The organism is Dyella ginsengisoli (genome assembly GCF_044904665.1).
Lineage (GTDB): Bacteria > Pseudomonadota > Gammaproteobacteria > Xanthomonadales > Rhodanobacteraceae > Dyella_A > Dyella_A ginsengisoli.
Window position 1 is genome coordinate 238,317 of record NZ_JADIKM010000006.1, and the last position, 17,806, is coordinate 256,122.

Here is a 17,806-nt window from a genome sequence, read left to right on the forward strand (position 1 = left end):
TGGAAGCCAAGCCTCAGGCCCTGCGCGCGGGAGCAGGCGTTTGAGTTTCGGAACCGTCGCGTCGGCCCAGGAGCCTCGGCGGTGGAAATCAAGGGAGCGAGGCAAAGCGATTTTGAGTCAGATTTTTTGATCGTTTGAGGAAGATAGCTGTAGCTATCTGACGAAAAGGAGCGAAAAAGCTGGCCAAAAGCGCGAAGCCGCAGCCCCTTGAGTTTCTACCGTCGAGGCTCCTAACCCCTCCCGGGCCGGCGCGGCGGATCCACTTCTGGAGCATCGACCATGGAAACCCTCGATACCGCGACCCGCGAGCACGCCGTGCCCGCGCCTTCCGTCGTCGCACGCGACGGCGCATCGGACTTCGCCCTCACCCCGCCGCACAACCCCGGCACCATGCGCGTGACCAAGCGCAACGGCGGCCAGGAGATCGTCGACGTCAACAAGATCGTCAAGGCGGTCACCCGCACGGCCGACGGCCTGCATGCGGTCGACCCGCTGCGCGTGGCGCTGAAGACCATCGGCGGCCTGTACGACGGCGCCACCACGGCCGAGCTGGACCAGCTCTCGATCCGCACCGCCGCCGCGCTCACCGCCGAGGAGCCCGAGTACGGCCAGCTCGCCGCGCGCCTGCTCAGCGCGTTCATCGACAAGGAAGTGTCGGGCCAGGAGATCCAGAGCTTCTCGCAGTCGATCGCGCTGGGCGCCGAGGTCGGCATCCTCAACGAACGCCTGCGCGAGTTCGTGGCGCTCAACGCGCGCAAGCTCAACGACGCGATCGATCCGCTGGCCTCGCGCCGCTTCGAATACTTCGGCCTGCGCACGGTGTACGACCGCTACCTGCTGCGCCATCCCACGAAGCGCCATGTGATCGAGACGCCGCAGTACTTCTTCATGCGCATCGCCTGCGCGCTGGGCGGCAACGACATCGCGGAGACCCTGGAGCTGTACCGGCTGCTGTCGTCGCTGGAATACATCGCCAGTTCGCCCACGCTGTTCAACGCCGGCACCACGCATGAGCAGCTGTCCTCGTGCTTCCTGCTCGACTCGCCGGTCGATTCGCTGGAGTCGATCTACGACAAGTACGCCGACGTGGCCAAGCTCAGCAAGTTCGCCGGAGGCATCGGCATCGCCTGGTCGCGGGTGCGCTCGCGCGGCTCGCTGATCCGCGGCACCAACGGCCACTCCAACGGCCTGGTGCCCTGGCTGAAGACGCTGGACGCCTCGGTGGCCGCGGTGAACCAGGGCGGCAAGCGCAAGGGCGCCGCCTGCGTGTACCTGGAGCCGTGGCACGCCGATATCGAGGAGTTCCTCGAACTGCGCGACAACACCGGCGACGAGGCGCGCCGCACGCACAACCTCAACCTCGCCAACTGGATCCCCGACGAATTCATGCGCCGCGTGGAGCGCGACGGCGACTGGTCGCTGTTCGACCCCAAGGTGGTGCCGCACTTCGTCGACAGCTGGGGCGAGACGTTCGAGGAGGCGTACAGAAAGGCCGAAGCCGACGGCCTCGCCGTGAAGACGGTGAAGGCGCGCGAGCTCTACGCGCGCATGCTGCGCACGCTGGCGCAGACCGGCAACGGCTGGATCACCTTCAAGGATCGCTGCAACGCCACCAGCAACCAGACGGCCAAACCGGACAATGTCATCCACCTGTCCAACCTGTGCACGGAGATTCTCGAGGTCACCAACGCCAGAGAGACGGCAGTGTGCAACCTCGGCTCGATCAACCTGGCGCGGCACGTGGTCCACAGCGCCGATGGGAGTGCCGCGTTCGACTTCGACAAGCTCGCCGGCACCGTGCGCACCGCGGTGCGCCAGCTCGACCGCGTGATCGACCTCAATTTCTACCCCATCGACACCGCCGCCGTGGCCAACCGCAAGTGGCGCCCGGTGGGGCTCGGCGTGATGGGCCTGCAGGACGTGTTCTTCAAGCTGCGTCTGGCCTTCGACTCACCCGAGGCGCTGGCGCTGTCCAGCCGCATCGCCGAGGAGATCTACTTCCACGCGTTGAGCCAGTCCAACGAGCTGGCGGTGGACTTAGGCATGCACCCGGGCTTTGCCGAGAGTCGCGCGGCGAATGGCGAGCTGCAGTTCGACTACTGGCCCAACGCCACGCCGCACGAGCCCACGCGCTGGGAGACTCTGCGCAGCACGATCCAGCAGCACGGCCTGCGCAACTCGCTGCTGATCGCCATCGCCCCCACCGCCACCATCGCCTCGATCGCCGGCTGCTACGAATGCATCGAGCCGCAGGTGAGCAACCTGTTCAAGCGCGAGACGTTGTCCGGCGATTTCCTGCAGGTGAATCGCTACCTCGCCGACGAGCTGAAGTCGCTCGGGCTGTGGACGAGCGAGGTGCGCGACCAGATCAAGCTGGCCGAAGGCTCGATCCAGGGCATCGCGGCAATCCCCGAACGCCTGCGGCAGATCTACCGCACCGTGTGGGAGCTGCCGCAGAAGGCACTGATCGACCTGGCCGCCGCCCGCGCCGCCTTCATCGACCAGAGCCAGTCGCTGAACCTGTTCATGGAAAACCCGAACATCGGCCAGCTCAGCTCGATGTACATGTACGCATGGAAGGCGGGCATCAAGACGACGTATTACCTGCGTTCGCGGCCGGCGACGAAGATCGCCAAGGCGACGGTGGCGGCGTCGAAGGCAGCTGCGCCGGTGGAACAGGACCAGGCCAATGCGGCGGTGTTCTGTTCGCTGGAGAATCCCGAGTACTGCGAGGCTTGCCAGTAACCGAGTTCCTGCCATGAAGCCCTACCGGAACCTCAGCGGAAAGTCGGGCGTCGCCGCCTACGAGAGCGGCGACGGCTTCATCCGGGTGCGCTTCGTGCACAACGGCACCTACGAATACACCCACGAACGGCCCGGCCATCGGCACGTGACGAACATGCAGCAGCTCGCCGAGGCGGGCCGCGGCCTGGCCACCTACATCAGCCGCTTCGTGCGCGAACGTTACGCGCGCAAGCTCGATTGAGCGCCGCCGGCGCCCTCAAGGAATTTTCAATGTCGCACCTGCTCGACCCCGGCTTCGAACTCACCCTGCGCCCGATGCGCTACCCGGCGTTCTACGAGATGTACAAGAACGCGATCAAGAACACCTGGACGGTGGAGGAGGTGGATTTCTCGCTCGACACCAGCGACCTGACCTCGAAGATGTCCGACGCCGATCGCCACCTGATCCAGCGGCTGGTGGCGTTCTTCGCCACCGGCGACACCATCGTGTCGAACAACCTGGTGCTGAACCTGTACCAGCACATCAACGCGCCCGAGGCGCGCATGTACCTGTCGCGCCAGTTGTACGAGGAGGCGCTGCACGTGCAGTTCTACCTCACCCTGCTCGACACCTACATCCCTGATCCGGCCGAACGCAACAAGGCGTTCTCGGCGATCGAGAACATCCCCTCGATCCGTGCCAAGGGCGAGTTCTGCTTCCAGTGGATCGACTCGATCCAGAGCCTGCAGCGGCTGGAGACACGCGAGCACCGCCGGCAGTTCCTGCTCAACCTGATCTGCTTTGCCGCCTGCATCGAGGGGCTGTTCTTCTATGCCGCGTTCGCCTACGTCTACTTCCTGCGTTCGCGCGGCCTGCTGCACGGGCTGGCTTCGGGCACCAACTGGGTGTTCCGCGACGAGTCCGGGCACATGGCGTTTGCCTTCGAGGTGGTGCGCACGGTGCGCGCGGAGGAGCCCGAGCTGTTCGACGACGCCATGCGCGCGCAGGTGGAACAGATGCTGGAAGAGGCGATCGCCTGCGAGACGCAGTTCGCCGAGGACGTGCTCTCCGGCGGCGTCGCCGGGCTGTCGGTGAAGGACATGCGCCAGTACCTGGAGTACGTCGCCGACCAGCGGCTGGTGCAGCTCGACCTGCCGAAGAAGTACGGGGCCAGCAACCCGTTCGACTTCATGGACCTGCAGGACGTGCAGGAGGTGACCAACTTCTTCGAACGCCGCGTCTCCGCCTACCAGGTGGGGGTGCAGGGCGAGGTGGCGTTCGACATGGCTTTCTGAACGAATCGCAGGATCTTTCGACAACCAGGTGATACCCGGTTGTCATCAAAGCTCGTTAAAATAGCGTGAGATGCAAACGCCGAGTCCCCGCCGGGGCTCGGCGTTTGTGCGTTCCGGCGCGGCCTACGGACGGGCGGCCGGCGCGTTCCCCGTGCTTTTCCACTACCCGAGGTCCGTTGATGAAATCCACCCTTCGTACGCGGCTGCTGCCCGTAGCCATCGCTGCCCTGCTCGTCGCCGGTACGGCGTCGGCGCAGAACGTCACCACCTCCGGCGTCGCCGGCCGGGTGCTCGACGCCGCCGGCAAGCCGGTTGCCAATGCCACGGTCACCATCGTCCATCAGCCGTCCGGCACCACCAAGACGGTGACCACCGATACCGACGGCCGCTACGCCGCGCAGGGCCTGCGCGTGGGCGGTCCGTTCGAGATCACCGCGAGCAAGGACGGCGTGGCCGCCGCCGAGCAGGACAACGTGTACCTGCAGCTGGGCCAGCCCTCGTCGATCAACCTGAGCATGGGTGCCAGCGCCGCGCAGGCGAGCAACCTCTCGGCGGTGACGGTGAGCGCCTCGACCCTGGCGCAGACCTTCTCCTCGGAGAACAAGGGCCTGTCGACCAACATCTCGCAGGACCAGCTCAAGGCCACGCCGCAGGGCAACCGCTCGGTGGACGACGTCGCCCGCCTCGACCCGCGCATCACCGTGCTCGACCAGGGCGTGGGTTCGATCTCGGCCAACGGCATGAACAACCGCTACAACAACATCGCGGTGGACGGCGTGACCCAGGGCGACCCGTTCGGCCTGAACGCCAACGGCCTGCCGTACCAGAAGGCGGCGATCTCGCCCGAGACGATCGCCGAGTACAACATCTCCACCGCCACCTATGACGTCACCTCCGACACCGTCGGCGCCGACGTCAACGCGGTGACCAAGTCCGGCACCAACGAATTCCACGGCTCGGCGTACTACTCGTACCGCAACGCCAACCACCTGGTCGGCGACGCCGGCTGGCTGCCGTCGGACAACAAGGGCTACAAGTACAACGGCTACGACAAGGACTCGACCTACGGCGTGACCGTGGGCGGCCCGATCATCAAGGACAAGCTGTTCTTCTTCGTCGCCGCCGAGCACGAGAAGACCACCGGCATCGGCGCCGACTCGGCCAACGGTCTGGACCAGTCGCTGGGCAACGGCGCCTCGACCAGCGGCAAGGTGTCGCCGGGCGACCTGCAGAAGGTGATCGATACCGCCACCGCGCTGGGCCTGATGCCCGGCAACTTCGGCGGCGCCACCGGCCTGACCTACGACGACAAGCGCTACCTCGGCAAGATCGACTGGAACATCACCGACAACCACCGCGCCAGCTTCACCTACCAGAACACCAAGGAGCTGCTGCCTGCGGTGGGCGGCAACGGTCCGAGCAGCGTGGGCCTGTCGAGCTACACCTACACCAAGGAAATCAAGACCAACAACTACGTCGCCCACGTGTTCGACGACTGGACCGAGAACTTCTCCACCGAAGCGAAGGTGGGCTACCAGAAGTACACCCAGGACACCACCGCGCCGTTCCAGCAGCCGTCGGTGACGGTGAACCTGTCGCCGGACGGCAAGGGCCCGTCGGTGAACCTCGGCGAGGAGCGCTACCGCCACTACAACCACATCGATACCAAGAAGCTCAGCGTCTTCCTGGCCGGCACCTACTACCTGGGTGACCACACCATCAAGGGCGGTATCGACTACCAGCGCAACAAGATCAACAACCTGTTCGGCCAGGCCGAGTTCGGCGTGTACACGTTCTGGGGCCTGACCAACTTCGCCGCCGGCAACTACAACAAGTACGAGCTGTACCACCCGGCGCCGGGCTACCAGCTCAACGACATCGCCGGCAAGTGGACCTACAGCCAGTACAGCCCGTTCCTCGAGGACACCTGGCAGGTCAACGACCAGCTCTCGCTGCAGTACGGCGTGCGCGTGGACATCCCGCACTCCAGCGGCAAGCCGGCCTACAACGCCGGCTTCGAGCAGGCGTTCGGCTACCGCAACGACTACACCGTGGGTTCGAGCAACCGCGTGGTGGAGCCTCGCGTGAGCTTCAACTACTCGTTCGACTCCGAGTACAAGACCCAGCTGCGCGGCGGTGCGGGCCTGTTCCAGACCTCCCCGCCGACGGTGTGGATGACCAACCCGTTCCAGAACAACGGCGTCACCCTGCTCTCGTACACCTCGTTCGATCCGGCCACCGCGCCGTTCAGCCCGGATCCGCTGAACCAGCCGATCCCGGCCGGCGGCGGTGCCGGCTCGATTGACACCATCGACAAGAACTTCAAGCTGCCGACGGTGTGGAAGATGAGCCTGGCGCTCGACCGTGAGCTGCCGTGGTGGGGCCTGGTCGGCTCGGCCGAGTACCAGCACATCCAGGTGCGCGACGGCATCCTGTACCAGGCGGTGAACTTCGGTGCGCCGACCGGCGTGCTGCCGGACGGCCGCGAGCAGTTCTGGGCGACCCCGGGCGAAGCGCCGAATTCTAAGGACGCACAGGCCAACCGCAACAAGGCCTTCAGCTCGGCCTCGACGCTGCTGACCAACACCCACAAGGGCAAGTCCGACAGCTTCACGCTGGCGATCAGCAAGCCTTTCACCGAGGGTCTGTCGGGCACTGCCAGCATCACGCTGAACCACGCCACCGACGTCGATCCGGGCACCGACACCATCGCCTACAACGGCTACTCGCGCGTCGCACGCCTCAACCCGAACAGCGACGTGTCGGCCACCTCGAACTACAACACTGCCAAGAGCATCAAGCTGGCGCTGAACTGGCAGCACAAGTTCTTCGGTGACTACGCCACCCAGGTGTCGATGTTCTACAACGGCCGCACCGGCAACCCGTACACCTGGGTGTTCGGCAACGACGCCAACGGTGACGGCGTCAGCGGCTGGGATCCGGCCTACATCCCGACGGCGAACGACGCCAAGGTGAGCTACGGCAACGCCACGGCGCAGCAGATCCAGCAGTTCCAGGATTTCCTCGCCAGCGACAAGTACCTCAAGGACCACCGCGGCCAGATCGCGTCGCGCAACGGCGCGCACACGCCGTGGGTGACCACGCTGGACATGAGCTTCTCGCAGGAGATCCCGGGCCTGTTCAAGGGCAACAAGGGTGAGGTCCGTCTGGACGTCTACAACTTCCTCAACCTGATGAACAAGAACTGGGGCCAGCAGCGCAACACCGGCATCTACCCGACCCGCAAGCTGGTCAACTACGGTGGCGTGAACGCGCAGGGCCAGTACGTCTACAACCTGCCCACCGACCAGAACGGCAACTACCAGCCGCAGCAGCTGCAGGTGTACGACGGCGGCTTCTATGACCCGAGCCGCGTGGTGTCGCGCTGGTCGGCCATGCTGACCGTGCGTTACACGTTCTGATCCACCGCTTCACCGCAACAAGAGAACGGGCGCCCTGGTGGCGCCCGTTTTTTTGTGCGGCATCGGGAACGGGGAACCGGCATGACCGACGACCTATTGACTACACCTGTAGTCACGGCGTAGCTTGACTACAACTGTAGTCAATAAGGCTCCGCGCATGGCCCCCTCCACCATCGGCGACCAGGAACTGGCGCTGCTGCATTACCTGGACGAGCACCCGGCCGCGTCGGTCGGCGAGGTCGCCGTCGGCTTCGGCGAGCCGCGCGCGCTGGCCCGCTCCACCGTGCTTACCATGATGGAGCGCCTGCGCAGCAAGGGTTACCTGCGCCGCCGCCAGGTGAAGGGGATCTACCGCTACAGCGCCGCCACCGGCCCGGCCGAGGCGATGCGCAGCGCCGTGGGCAGCTTCATCGAGAAGACCCTCAGCGGCTCGGTGTCGCCCTTCGTGGCCTACCTGTCCGAGCGCGCCGAGGTGAGCGACGCGGAGCTGGCCGAGCTCGAATCGCTGGTCGCGCAGCTGCAGTCGCAGCGCAAGGAGCGCTGAGATGCACGCGCTCGACAATTTCGCCGCGCTGCTGCTCGAACGCCTGCTCTGGACCTCGCTGCAGGCCACCGTGCTGATCGGCGCCGTGACCGCCACGATCCACTGGCTGCCGCGACTGTCCGCCGCCACCCGCTGCCTGCTGTGGTGGCTGGTCGGCCTACAGCTGCTGCTGGGCCTGGCCTGGCCCGCGCCGATCGCGCTGCCGCTGGCGCCACCGGTGCCGGCGACCGCATCGATGGTCGTGAACGCGCCGATGCCGACACGCGACGACGCGCAGACATTCGCGCGACCGGTCGCGTCCACCCCGACCGCCGCCGCGACGTCCTCGCTCGCCACGCAGATCGCGCAGACGGCCGCGCGCCACGCACGCAGCGGACTGCTCGCTGCCTGGCTGGCCGGGCTGGTGCTTGCGCTGGTGCCGCTGATCGCGCCTTGGCGGCGCGCGCACGCGCAGCGCCGACATTCCACGCCGGCTTCCGATCCCGCCCTGCTGGCGCTGTGCGCGCGGCGCACGCGCGAGCTGGGACTGACCCGTGCGCCGGCACTGCGCGTCTGCGCAGCGATCGACTCGCCGCAGGTGATCGGGCTGTGGCGACCGACGGTGCTGCTGCCGGCCGAGCACGCGCTCAGTGCGGGCGAGCTGGCGATGGCGCTGGATCACGAGCTCGCCCACCTGCGCCGCGGCGACCTGTGGATGGCCTGGGCGCCGGCGCTGGCGCAGCGGCTGTTCTTCTTCCACCCGCTGGTGCGCTGGGCGATGCGCGAGTACGCCCTGCACCGCGAGGCCGCCTGCGATGCGCAGGTGCTGCAACACGCCCACGCCGCGCCGCACGACTACGGCCGCCTGCTGCTGCGCTTGGGCGTAGGCCATCCCCTCCACGCCGGCCTCGCTGGCGCATCCCCCACGTTCGAGAACCTCAAGAGGCGACTGACCATGCTCCAGCACATCGAACCCTCGTCCCGCGTGCGCGGCTGGCTGCTGGTGCTAGCGGTGGCCGCCATCGGGCTGGTGCCCTACCGGGTCACCCGTGCCAGCGCGCCGATCGACGCGACAAACGCCACGACGCCGGTCGCGGCGGCGGTGCCGGCGGCCAGAGCCACTCCGGCAGTGGCAGTCGCTCCGGCTGCATCCGCGACGCCGCAGTCGCGCACCGTGCCACCCGCGCCGCCTGCTCCGCCGCCCCCGCCGCCCGCCATCGATGCGCTGCCGCCCCCTCCCCCGCCTCCGCCGCCCGCGCCGCCCAAGGCCCTCGAAGGCCTGTCCGCCAGCCACGTCGAGATCAATACGGACGAAAGCGCCGCCAACGGCTTTGCCCTGTTCGACGGCGACTCGATCACCATGAACGGCAACTCGCGCGACATCGCGATGGCGCGCGGTCTGCGCAAGCACGACGAAGCGCTGCTGTGGTTCCGCCGCGGCAAGCAGGCTTACGTGATCCGCGATGCCGCGCTGCTGGCGCGGGCCAGGGCGCTGTATGCACCGGTCACCGCGCTGGGACGCGAACAGGGCAAGCTCGGCGGCCGGCAAGGCGAGCTCGGCGGTCGCCAGGGTGGACTGGGCGCACAGCAGGGTGAGCTGGGACGCCAGCAGGCCGAACTGGCGAGCGAACAGGCCGAGCTTGCCGCAAGCGCCGACCGCCAGCCGCGCATGGCCGCGTTGCAATCGCGTTTGCAGGCGCTGCAGGCGAAGCAGGAAGCGTTGGGACGCCAGCAGGCCGAACTGGGCCAGCAGCAGGCGGCGCTCGGCGAGCAGCAGGCCGCGCTGGGCAAGCGTCAGGCGGAGGCGTCCGCGCAGGCCAGTCAGGGCATGAGCAAGCTGCTCGATGAGGCGATCGCCAAAGGCCTGGCGCAGCCCGTCGCGGCGCGCTGATCGCGCATCGATCGGACGATCCACGCCTCACACGGCGATGCGTCGCCCGCATCCGCAAGGCAAGAAAAACGAAGGGCCGGTCATGCGACCGGCCCTTCGTGCTTTTCCATCACGCCGAATGTCGACGTGGACCGCTTACATCTTCGGCGGCGTCACCTGGTACTGCGCCGGCGGCGTGTCGCCGGCGAGGTTGCGCACGAAGTAGTCCCAGCGCCGACGCATCACGTACGGCGCGTCCTTGGCGTAGCCGTGGTGCGCGTTGGGGACCAGCAGCAGGTCGAAATCCTTGTTGGCGTCCATCAGCGCACGCACCATCAGCATGGTGTTGGACAGCGGCACGTTGTCGTCCATGGAACCGTGCACCAGCATCAGGTGGCCCTTGAGCTTGGCCGCATGGTTCTCGTTGGCCTGGTCGTCGTAGTTGCTCTTGCCGTCCTTGTCGACGGTGAGCTCGCCCTGGTACTTCTCGGCCCAGTCGTCCTCGTAGTTGCGGTTGTCGTGGTTGCCGCTCTCGGACCAGGCGACCTTGAAGAAGTCCGGGTAGCGCAGCATGGCGTCGGTGGACGCGTTGCCGCCGCCGGAGTGGCCCCAGATGCCGACGCGGGTGAGGTCCATCCACGGATAACGCTTGCCCAGTTCCTTCAGTCCGACGACCTGGTCCGGCAGGGTGTTGTCGCCCATGTCGCCATACCAGGTGTCGTGGAACGCCTTGGAGCGCCACGGCGTACCCATGCCGTCGATCGCCACCACGATGAAGCCCAGCTCGGCCAGCGCCTGGTGGTCCACCCGCGCGGCGTTGAAGCTGCGCGAGCCGACCGAGCCGACCTGCGGACCGGGATAGATGTAGTCCACCACCGGGTACTTCTTCGACGCGTCGAAGTTCGTCGGCTTGAACATCAGGCCGTACAAATCGGTCTTGCCGTCGCGCCCCTTCACCGTCACCGGCACCGGAGGCACCCAGCCGGTGGCCTGCAGGCGGCTGATGTCGGCCTTGGCCACGGTGGCCAGCGTGTGGCCGTCGTTGCTGGCACGCAGCACGGTGACCGGCGGCACGCTGGGGGTGGAATACGCATCGACGAAGCTGGCGCCATCGGGCGACAGGCTGATGTCGTGGTTGGCCGGCTCGGGCGTGAGCAGGGTCGGCTTGCCGCCGTCCAGGCTCACTTTGTAGAACTGGCTGAAGTACGGGTCCATGCCCTTCTGCCGACCCACCGCCTCGAACCACACGGTGCGGGTCTTGGGATCGACCTTGAGCATCTCGGTGACTACGCCTTCACCGGTGGTGATGGCGCGCTTGAGCTTGCCCGTGTTGAGGTCATACAGATAGAGCTGACCCCAGTTGCTGCGTTCGGAGTACCACACCGCCTCGTGCGTGGCCGGCAGGTAGGCCCAGTTGGCGCGGCCGATGCCGCTCTCGTAGTAGGTCTTGGCGCTTTCCTCGAACACCGTGCGCACCTTGCCGGTGGCCGCATCGGCAATGCGGAACCACTCGTGCTTGTGGAAGCGCGAGGTGGAGACGAAGGCCAGCGTCTTGCCGTCCGGCGCCCACTTCACGTCGTCCCAGCCGCCGTCGGAGCCGCAGCTGACGTCGTCGCACAGGGTGGATCGGTGCTGGTCGGCCGGCATGTCCAGTCGCAGCACTTTCCTGGTCGGCACGTCGATGATGACGCGCTCGATCATGGTCACGTCCTTGTCGCCGGCCAACGGGTACTTCCACGCTTCGAGCTTGGGATGGCCCACGTCGGTGGAGACCATGTACATGTCGCCCGTCTTGCGCTGGTCCTGCTGGAAGGTCGCGATCTTGGTCGAATCCGGCGACCACTCCACGATGGCGTTATCGGTGTGCTTCCAGCCGGCGTTGTCGGTGGCGTAACCGAAGTTTTCCACGCCGTCGGTGGTGAGCTGGGTCTCCTTGCCGGTGGCGACGTCGCGCACCCACAGGTTCCAGTCGCGGATGAAGGCCTCGCTCTTCTTGTCCGGCGACAGCGCGCCCGGCTCCTTGCCTGCCGCCGGCTTGGTGCAGGTGGCATCGGCGCTGCACACGTAGGTCTTGCCGTGCACGCTGAACTGGTAGCGGCCATCGGCGGTAAGCGTGATGTCCTGCAGGCCGAGCTTGTTGGCTTCCAGCGGCTTGCCGGCGGCCAGCTGGCCGAGCGCCGCGGCGATCTTCGCCTGATCGAACAGCGGCTCGGCACGGCCGGTGGCGGTGTCCATGCGCAGGTAGCGGTCGCCGCTGGCATCGTGGTCGAGGTAGACGAAATGCGTGCCGTCGAGCCAGTCCACCTTGGTGACGGCATGATCGACCAGCGGGATCGCCTTGTAATTGACGAAGCGTTCGGCGCGGGCGTAGTCGGCGTCGGTGAGCGTGCGGCCGGTGGCACAGGCGCCGGTCGACAGACCGGCCAGCACCAGCGCGGCGAGCAGCCGCGGTGTACCGAGGGGAGATGACATGGGGAACTCCGCTGACGTGAAGACGGACGCCCGCAGGCGCCGGAATATACGGGACAGCATTCCCTGACTCGCGGCGTGCCCGCCAGGCGGACGCCCGCAGCGCCCCTGACGCTGCCCAGCCCCGGATCGTAGTCCGGCCCATGCGGGGGGACCCCTGCCAGAAGTCCTGTCGACAAGCGCGCCTTGACGCTGTCCGCGGGAGCATCGCACCCTGCCCGTCCCGCCACCGCCCCGAAGGAATCGCGCCATGTCCGAGCCCGTCAGCGTCATCGGCAGCCCGATCTCCCCCTACGTGCGCAAGGTGCTGGCCGTGCTGGAGCTCAAGGGCGTGGCGTACCGGCTCGATCCGATCGCGCCGTTCGTCGGCAACGAGGCGTTCACCCGGCTCAGCCCGCTGCGGCGCATCCCGGTGCTGATCGACGGTGAGCTGGTGCTCAACGACTCCAGCGTGATCTGCCAGTACCTGGAAGAGCGCCACCCCGCGCCGGCGCTGTATCCGGCCGACTTCGCCGATCGCGCCCGCGCACGCTGGCTGGAGGAATACGCCGATACGCACCTGGGCGACGTGCTGATCTGGCGGCTGTTCTTCCAGCTTGGCGCCAAGCGCTTCCTGTTTCGCGAGGAAGCCGACGAGGCCGTGGTGCGCAAGGCGCGCGAGGAGGAGATTCCCGCCGCGCTGGATTACCTGGAGGCGCAGCTGCCGCCTTCGGGATTCGCGTTCGGCGAGCTGTCGATCGCCGACATCACGCTCGCCAGCTTCTTCCGCACCGCGGCGTTCGTGAAGTACGCCATCGATGCCGCGCGCTGGCCGCGGATGGCGGCACTGGTCGCCGCGGTGATGGCGCTGCCGGCGATGCAGAAACTTTCCGCCATCGAAGACCGCATCGTGCGCCTGCCGCTGGCCGAGCAGCGCCCCGCGCTGGCGGCGATGGGCGTGGCGCTCACCGCGGCGACGCTGGGCGACGCCCATCCGCAGCGCGGCTTTCGCTGAACACCCGTCGCGGCTGAAGCCGCTCCCACAAAAAGCGGAATCCCACCTATCCCAGTGGGAGGGGCTTCAGCCCCGACTCGCTTCAGCTGCGGATGCAGCTCGATTGCCGCAAACGCCACGAGCCCCGTTAGCGCCTTGCCTCACTCCAACCCGTGCGCGGCAAACAACTCGGCCAGCCAGTCCACGAACGCCCGCAGCCGCGCGGGCATCTGGTGCTGCTGCGGATAGAGCACGGTCATCGGCAGCGCGGGCGGCGGGGTGTCGGGCAGCAGCTCGACCATGCGGCCATCGGCCAGCGCGTCGGCCACGTGGTAGCGCGGAAACTGGGCGATGCCCAGCCCCACTTCGCAGCAGCCCAGATAGGCGTCCACGCCGCTGACGGTGACGCGCGAGGGCAGCACCACTTCGCGCCGCCGCCGGCTCACCATGAATTCCAGCGGCTCGACGCGCCGCGTGGTGGGCGAGGCCCAGTTCACCGCCACGTGGCCGTGCGAAAGCTCGGCCAGCGTGCGCGGCGCGCCGTGAGCGCGCACGTAATCGGCGCTGGCGATGGTCACCTGCGCGAGCCGGCCGACCTGGCGCCCGATCATCCCCGAGTCGCCCAGCTGGCCGGCACGCAGCACGCAGTCCACGCCCTCGCGCAGCAGGTCGACGAAGCGGTCGCCGGTGCCGATGTCCAGCTCGATCTCGGGATAGCGCGCGCAGAACGCCGGCAGATGCGGCAGCACGCGCATGCGGGCGAACGCGCCGGGCAGGTCCACGCGCAGCCGGCCCTTGGGCACGGTGGCGGCCTCGCGGAAGTCGGTCTCCACTTCATCCAGGTCCGCCAGCAGCCGACGGCAGTGGCCGTAGTAGACCTCGCCGTCGCGGGTGGTGCGCACGCGACGGGTGGTCCGCTGCAGCAGCTGGGCGCCCAGGCGTGCTTCCAGCCGCTTGATCGCATGGGTGACGGTGGCGCGCGGCAGGTTGAGGTCGTCCGCGGCGGCGGTGAAGCTGCCCAGCTCGACGATGCGCGCATACAGGCGCATGGCTTCGATGCGATCCATGATTGTTTATTTCCATGGAATGGTGTTGGCCATTATTGATCATTTATCCATCACCGGCAGCGGCGCAGAATGGAAAGCTTGACGGTGCCCCGCGCGCCGTCTCCACCACCAACACCATCCACACAAGGAGCACACTCATGCAGATGCGCACGCTGGGCCGCCACGGCCCGCAGGTTTCCGCCCTCGGCCTCGGCTGCATGGGCATGAGCGACTTCTACAGCGGTCGCGACGACGCCGAGTCGATTGCCACCATCCAGCACGCACTGGATCGTGGCGTCACGCTGCTGGACACCGCCGACATGTACGGCCCGCACACCAACGAGGTGCTGGTGGGCCAGGCGATCAAGGGGCGTCGCGACGAGGTGGTGCTCGCCACCAAGTTCGGCATCGTGCGCGATCCCAACGACCCCACCGTGCGCGGCATCAGCGGCCGCCCGGAATACGTGCGCGCCGCCTGCGACGCCAGCCTGAAGCGCCTCGGCGTGGAGACGATCGACCTGTACTACCAGCACCGCGTCGATCCGGCCGTGCCGATCGAGGAGACCGTGGGCGCGATGGCCGAACTGGTGCGCGCCGGCAAGGTGCGTTATCTCGGCCTGTCCGAGGCCTCCGGCGCCACGCTGGAGCGCGCCTGCAAGGTGCACCCGATCGCCGCTCTGCAGAGTGAGTTCTCGCTGTGGACGCGCGATCCGGAAACCAACGGCATGCTCGAGGCCTGCCGCCGCCTCGGCGTGGCGCTGGTGGCTTATTCGCCGCTGGGCCGCGGCTTCCTCACCGGCGCGATCACCAGACCGGAGGATTTCGACGCCGACGACTACCGCCGCCACAGCCCGCGTTTCCAGGGCGAGAACTTCGCCCGCAACCTGGCGCTGGTCGAGCGGGTGCAGGTGCTGGCCAACCGCAAGGGCTGCACGCCCGCGCAGCTGGCGCTGGCCTGGGTGCTGGCGCAGGGCCAGGACATCGTGCCGATCCCCGGCACCAAGCGCCGTGCGCGGCTGGACGAGAACCTCGACGCGCTGCAGGTGAGCCTGAGCGCCGCCGAGCTGGCCGAGATCAACGACGTGTTCCCGCCCGACGCGGCCGCCGGCACGCGCTACCCCGAGGCGATGATGGCCGCGGTCAACTCCTGATCGCGCCGCTGCCGCGCCCCGCCCGCCACGCATAGCGGGCGGGGCGCGACGCCGCAGGCGCGACCCGCGTCGCGGCCCGGTCACGCCCGCCCGCTACACTTTGCCGATGAACACGCCCGACGACTCCCTGCTCGGCCAGACCACCGTCTACGCCGATCGCTACGATCCCTCGCTGCTGTTTCCGATTCCGCGCGCGACCAAGCGCGCGGAGATCGGCGTGTCCACGCCGCTGCCGTTCCACGGCGTGGACGTGTGGAACGCCTACGAGTTCTCGTGGCTGGACGCGCGCGGCAAGCCGATGGTGGCGCTGGTGGAAATCCGCGTGCCGGCAACCTCGCCGAACATCGTCGAGTCCAAGTCGTTCAAGCTCTACCTCAACGGCTTCGCGCAGGAGCGCATGGCCGACACGCCCACGCTGATCACCGTGCTGGAACGCGATCTCTCCGCCGCGGCCGGCGCCGCGGTGAAGGTGGAGCTGAGCGTGCCGTCGGCGGTGATCCATGCGGTGCGCGACCTGGGCGGCGCCTCCATCGACGACCAGCCGCTGGACATCGACGACTACGGCCCGCCCAAGGCCGACTACCTGCGCACGCACGATGCCGACGTCATCGACGAAACGCTGGTGTCCGACCTGCTGCGCTCCAACTGCCCGGTCACCGGACAGCCGGACTGGGGCAGCGTGCAGATTCGCTACCGCGGCCGTCCGATCGATCGCGAAGGGCTGCTGCGCTACCTCGTCTCGTTCCGCACGCACAACGAATTCCACGAGCAGTGCGTGGAGCGCATCTACGTCGACCTGATGGCGCGCTGCGCGCCCGAGCAACTGAGCGTGTACGCACGCTACACGCGGCGCGGCGGGCTGGACATCAATCCGTACCGCAGCAGCGCGCCGGCGACACCGGTGAACCTGCGTGGCGCGCGACAGTAATCGGACGCCGTTCACCTCGCCGTGACGTGAACGGCGCGCCGTGGTGGTAATCAGGGCTTCAGCCGGTCAGGGATAGCCTCTCCGTCCCTGCGGCGCGTTCCGCGTCGCCAGGGCCACGGACGGCGTCATCCCCTCCCTGCTGAAGACGGAAGATTCCCCATGAAAACGTCCGCTCGCCCCCTTCTCCTGTGCAGCCTCGCCGCCAGCGGCCTGCTGATGCTCAGCGCCTGCGGCAAGCACGACGCCAGCACCGACGCGCCGGCCCCGGCCAGCACCGCCACTACCACGCCAACGACGCCAGCGATGACCCCGGCACCGGCGGCCACCGCGCCCGCACCCGCCGGCACCGCCGTCATGCCAGCTATGCCCGCCAGCACCGCGCCCGCACCGGCCAGCACCACCGCCAGCGCCGCACCGGCTGCCAGCGATGCGTTCGCCGTGAACAAGGTGGTGGTCGGTGACGCCGTCACCGCCGCGCACACCGTGAACCAGGCCAAGGACACCATCGCCGCCACGCAGAAGGCGATCTACGCCAGCGTCGAAACCAGCGGCCGCACCGATGGCGCCACGCTCAGCGCGCGTTGGAGCTACGACGAAGGCAAGGGCCAGCTGGTCAGCGCGATCAGCCAGTCGATCGCCACCAGCGGCCCGGCCGTCACCACGTTCAAGATCCAGAATCCGAACGCCTGGCCCGAGGGCAAGTACACCGTGGAGATCGCGCTCGACGGCAAGCCGGTGTCGACCCGCTCGTTCGAGGTGAAGTCGTCCAGCTGATCCACGGAACGATCGCTGCACTCCGAGAGGCGCCCCGGTGGCGCCTCTTTTTTCGCAACGACAGGCGCATGCTCGAAGCACCGACCACCCGGATGATCAGCCCTCTCCCCTGAGCATCGCTCGGGGGAGGGAGAGGGAGTCATGGCGCGACCAATTTCTCCATCACCTTGCCTGCGGCCGCGAAGTCGAAGCGCAAGCGCCACGCCCGCGCTTGCGTCCTTGCCCTGTTGAAGCCTCACACATCCCCTCACCGCGTTCACGCCGCGCGAAGACGCAGTGACTGCCCGCTGCACCAGCGTGAACGCCCGCTGCGACGGCCTTCGCCGACGCACGCCCCCTTCACGGCGCGCCCGCTGGAATCGATGACGGACGAGGCGACAACGCTTCGTCCTATCCCCAGCAACGAGGTAAACGCCATGAACGAGGACACCATCAAGGGCCAGTGGAAGCAGCTCGGCGGCAGCATCAAGCACAAGTGGGGCAAGCTCACCGACAACGATCTCACCGTCGCCGAGGGCAACGCCGAGTACCTCACCGGCAAGGTGCAGGAGCGTTACGGCATCGCCCGTGACGAGGCGGAAAAGCAGGTCCGCGAATTCCAGAAGACGCTGCGCCACTGATCGATCGGAA

General features: G+C 67.6%; 13 protein-coding genes. 11 read left to right on the plus strand and 2 right to left on the minus strand.

The window, feature by feature from the left end; translation table 11 throughout:
* Window positions 1-279: 279 nt before the first annotated feature.
* From ISP17_RS18420 to ISP17_RS18445, 6 genes are all read left to right on the plus strand, one after another.
* Window positions 280-2,745 carry a ribonucleoside-diphosphate reductase subunit alpha gene (locus ISP17_RS18420; RefSeq protein ID WP_404635806.1) on the plus strand — a complete coding sequence of 822 codons (2,466 nt, stop codon included), beginning with the start codon at window positions 280-282 and terminating at the stop codon, window positions 2,743-2,745.
* Between the two features lie 13 nt (window positions 2,746-2,758).
* Window positions 2,759-2,986: a hypothetical protein gene (locus ISP17_RS18425; protein ID WP_404635808.1), complete on the plus strand. Its 228-nt coding sequence runs from the start codon at window positions 2,759-2,761 to the stop codon at window positions 2,984-2,986.
* Between the two features lie 29 nt (window positions 2,987-3,015).
* Window positions 3,016-4,020, plus strand: a complete 1,005-nt coding sequence (locus tag ISP17_RS18430; RefSeq protein WP_404635810.1) for a ribonucleotide-diphosphate reductase subunit beta — start codon at window positions 3,016-3,018, stop codon at window positions 4,018-4,020.
* Between the two features lie 179 nt (window positions 4,021-4,199).
* Window positions 4,200-7,442 carry a TonB-dependent receptor gene (locus tag ISP17_RS18435; protein WP_404635812.1) on the plus strand — a complete coding sequence of 1,081 codons (3,243 nt, stop codon included), beginning with the start codon at window positions 4,200-4,202 and terminating at the stop codon, window positions 7,440-7,442.
* A gap of 157 nt (window positions 7,443-7,599) precedes the next feature.
* A complete protein-coding gene (locus ISP17_RS18440) occupies window positions 7,600-7,986 on the plus strand; it encodes a BlaI/MecI/CopY family transcriptional regulator (RefSeq protein WP_404635814.1) in 387 nt (128 codons plus the stop codon).
* Window position 7,987: 1 nt separating this feature from the next.
* Window positions 7,988-9,856, plus strand: coding sequence for a M56 family metallopeptidase (locus ISP17_RS18445; protein ID WP_404635816.1), 1,869 nt, complete (start codon window positions 7,988-7,990; stop codon window positions 9,854-9,856).
* 135 nt (window positions 9,857-9,991) lie between these two features.
* Here ISP17_RS18445 and ISP17_RS18450 read toward each other — a convergent pair whose 3' ends face one another.
* Window positions 9,992-12,307, minus strand: coding sequence for a S9 family peptidase (locus tag ISP17_RS18450; RefSeq protein WP_404635818.1), 2,316 nt, complete (start codon window positions 12,305-12,307; stop codon window positions 9,992-9,994).
* Window positions 12,308-12,554: 247 nt separating this feature from the next.
* Here ISP17_RS18450 and ISP17_RS18455 point away from each other — a divergent pair, with 247 nt between their 5' ends.
* Window positions 12,555-13,298, plus strand: coding sequence for a glutathione S-transferase family protein (locus ISP17_RS18455; RefSeq protein WP_404635820.1), 744 nt, complete (start codon window positions 12,555-12,557; stop codon window positions 13,296-13,298).
* Between the two features lie 140 nt (window positions 13,299-13,438).
* Here the strand turns inward: ISP17_RS18455 and ISP17_RS18460 are convergent, their stop codons facing one another.
* Window positions 13,439-14,344, minus strand: a complete 906-nt coding sequence (locus ISP17_RS18460) for a LysR family transcriptional regulator (protein ID WP_404635822.1) — start codon at window positions 14,342-14,344, stop codon at window positions 13,439-13,441.
* 137 nt (window positions 14,345-14,481) lie between these two features.
* Here ISP17_RS18460 and ISP17_RS18465 point away from each other — a divergent pair, with 137 nt between their 5' ends.
* From ISP17_RS18465 to ISP17_RS18480, 4 genes are all read left to right on the plus strand, one after another.
* Window positions 14,482-15,474, plus strand: a complete 993-nt coding sequence (locus ISP17_RS18465) for an aldo/keto reductase (protein ID WP_404635824.1) — start codon at window positions 14,482-14,484, stop codon at window positions 15,472-15,474.
* A gap of 106 nt (window positions 15,475-15,580) precedes the next feature.
* Entirely contained in the window at window positions 15,581-16,402 is an 822-nt protein-coding gene (gene queF / locus ISP17_RS18470) for an NADPH-dependent 7-cyano-7-deazaguanine reductase QueF (RefSeq protein WP_404635826.1), read from the plus strand.
* 159 nt (window positions 16,403-16,561) lie between these two features.
* Window positions 16,562-17,176, plus strand: a complete 615-nt coding sequence (locus ISP17_RS18475) for a hypothetical protein (RefSeq protein WP_404635828.1) — start codon at window positions 16,562-16,564, stop codon at window positions 17,174-17,176.
* A gap of 416 nt (window positions 17,177-17,592) precedes the next feature.
* Window positions 17,593-17,796 (plus strand): CsbD family protein, encoded by a 204-nt coding sequence (locus tag ISP17_RS18480; protein ID WP_404635830.1) that lies wholly within the window; start codon window positions 17,593-17,595, stop codon window positions 17,794-17,796.
* Window positions 17,797-17,806 lie beyond the last annotated feature (10 nt).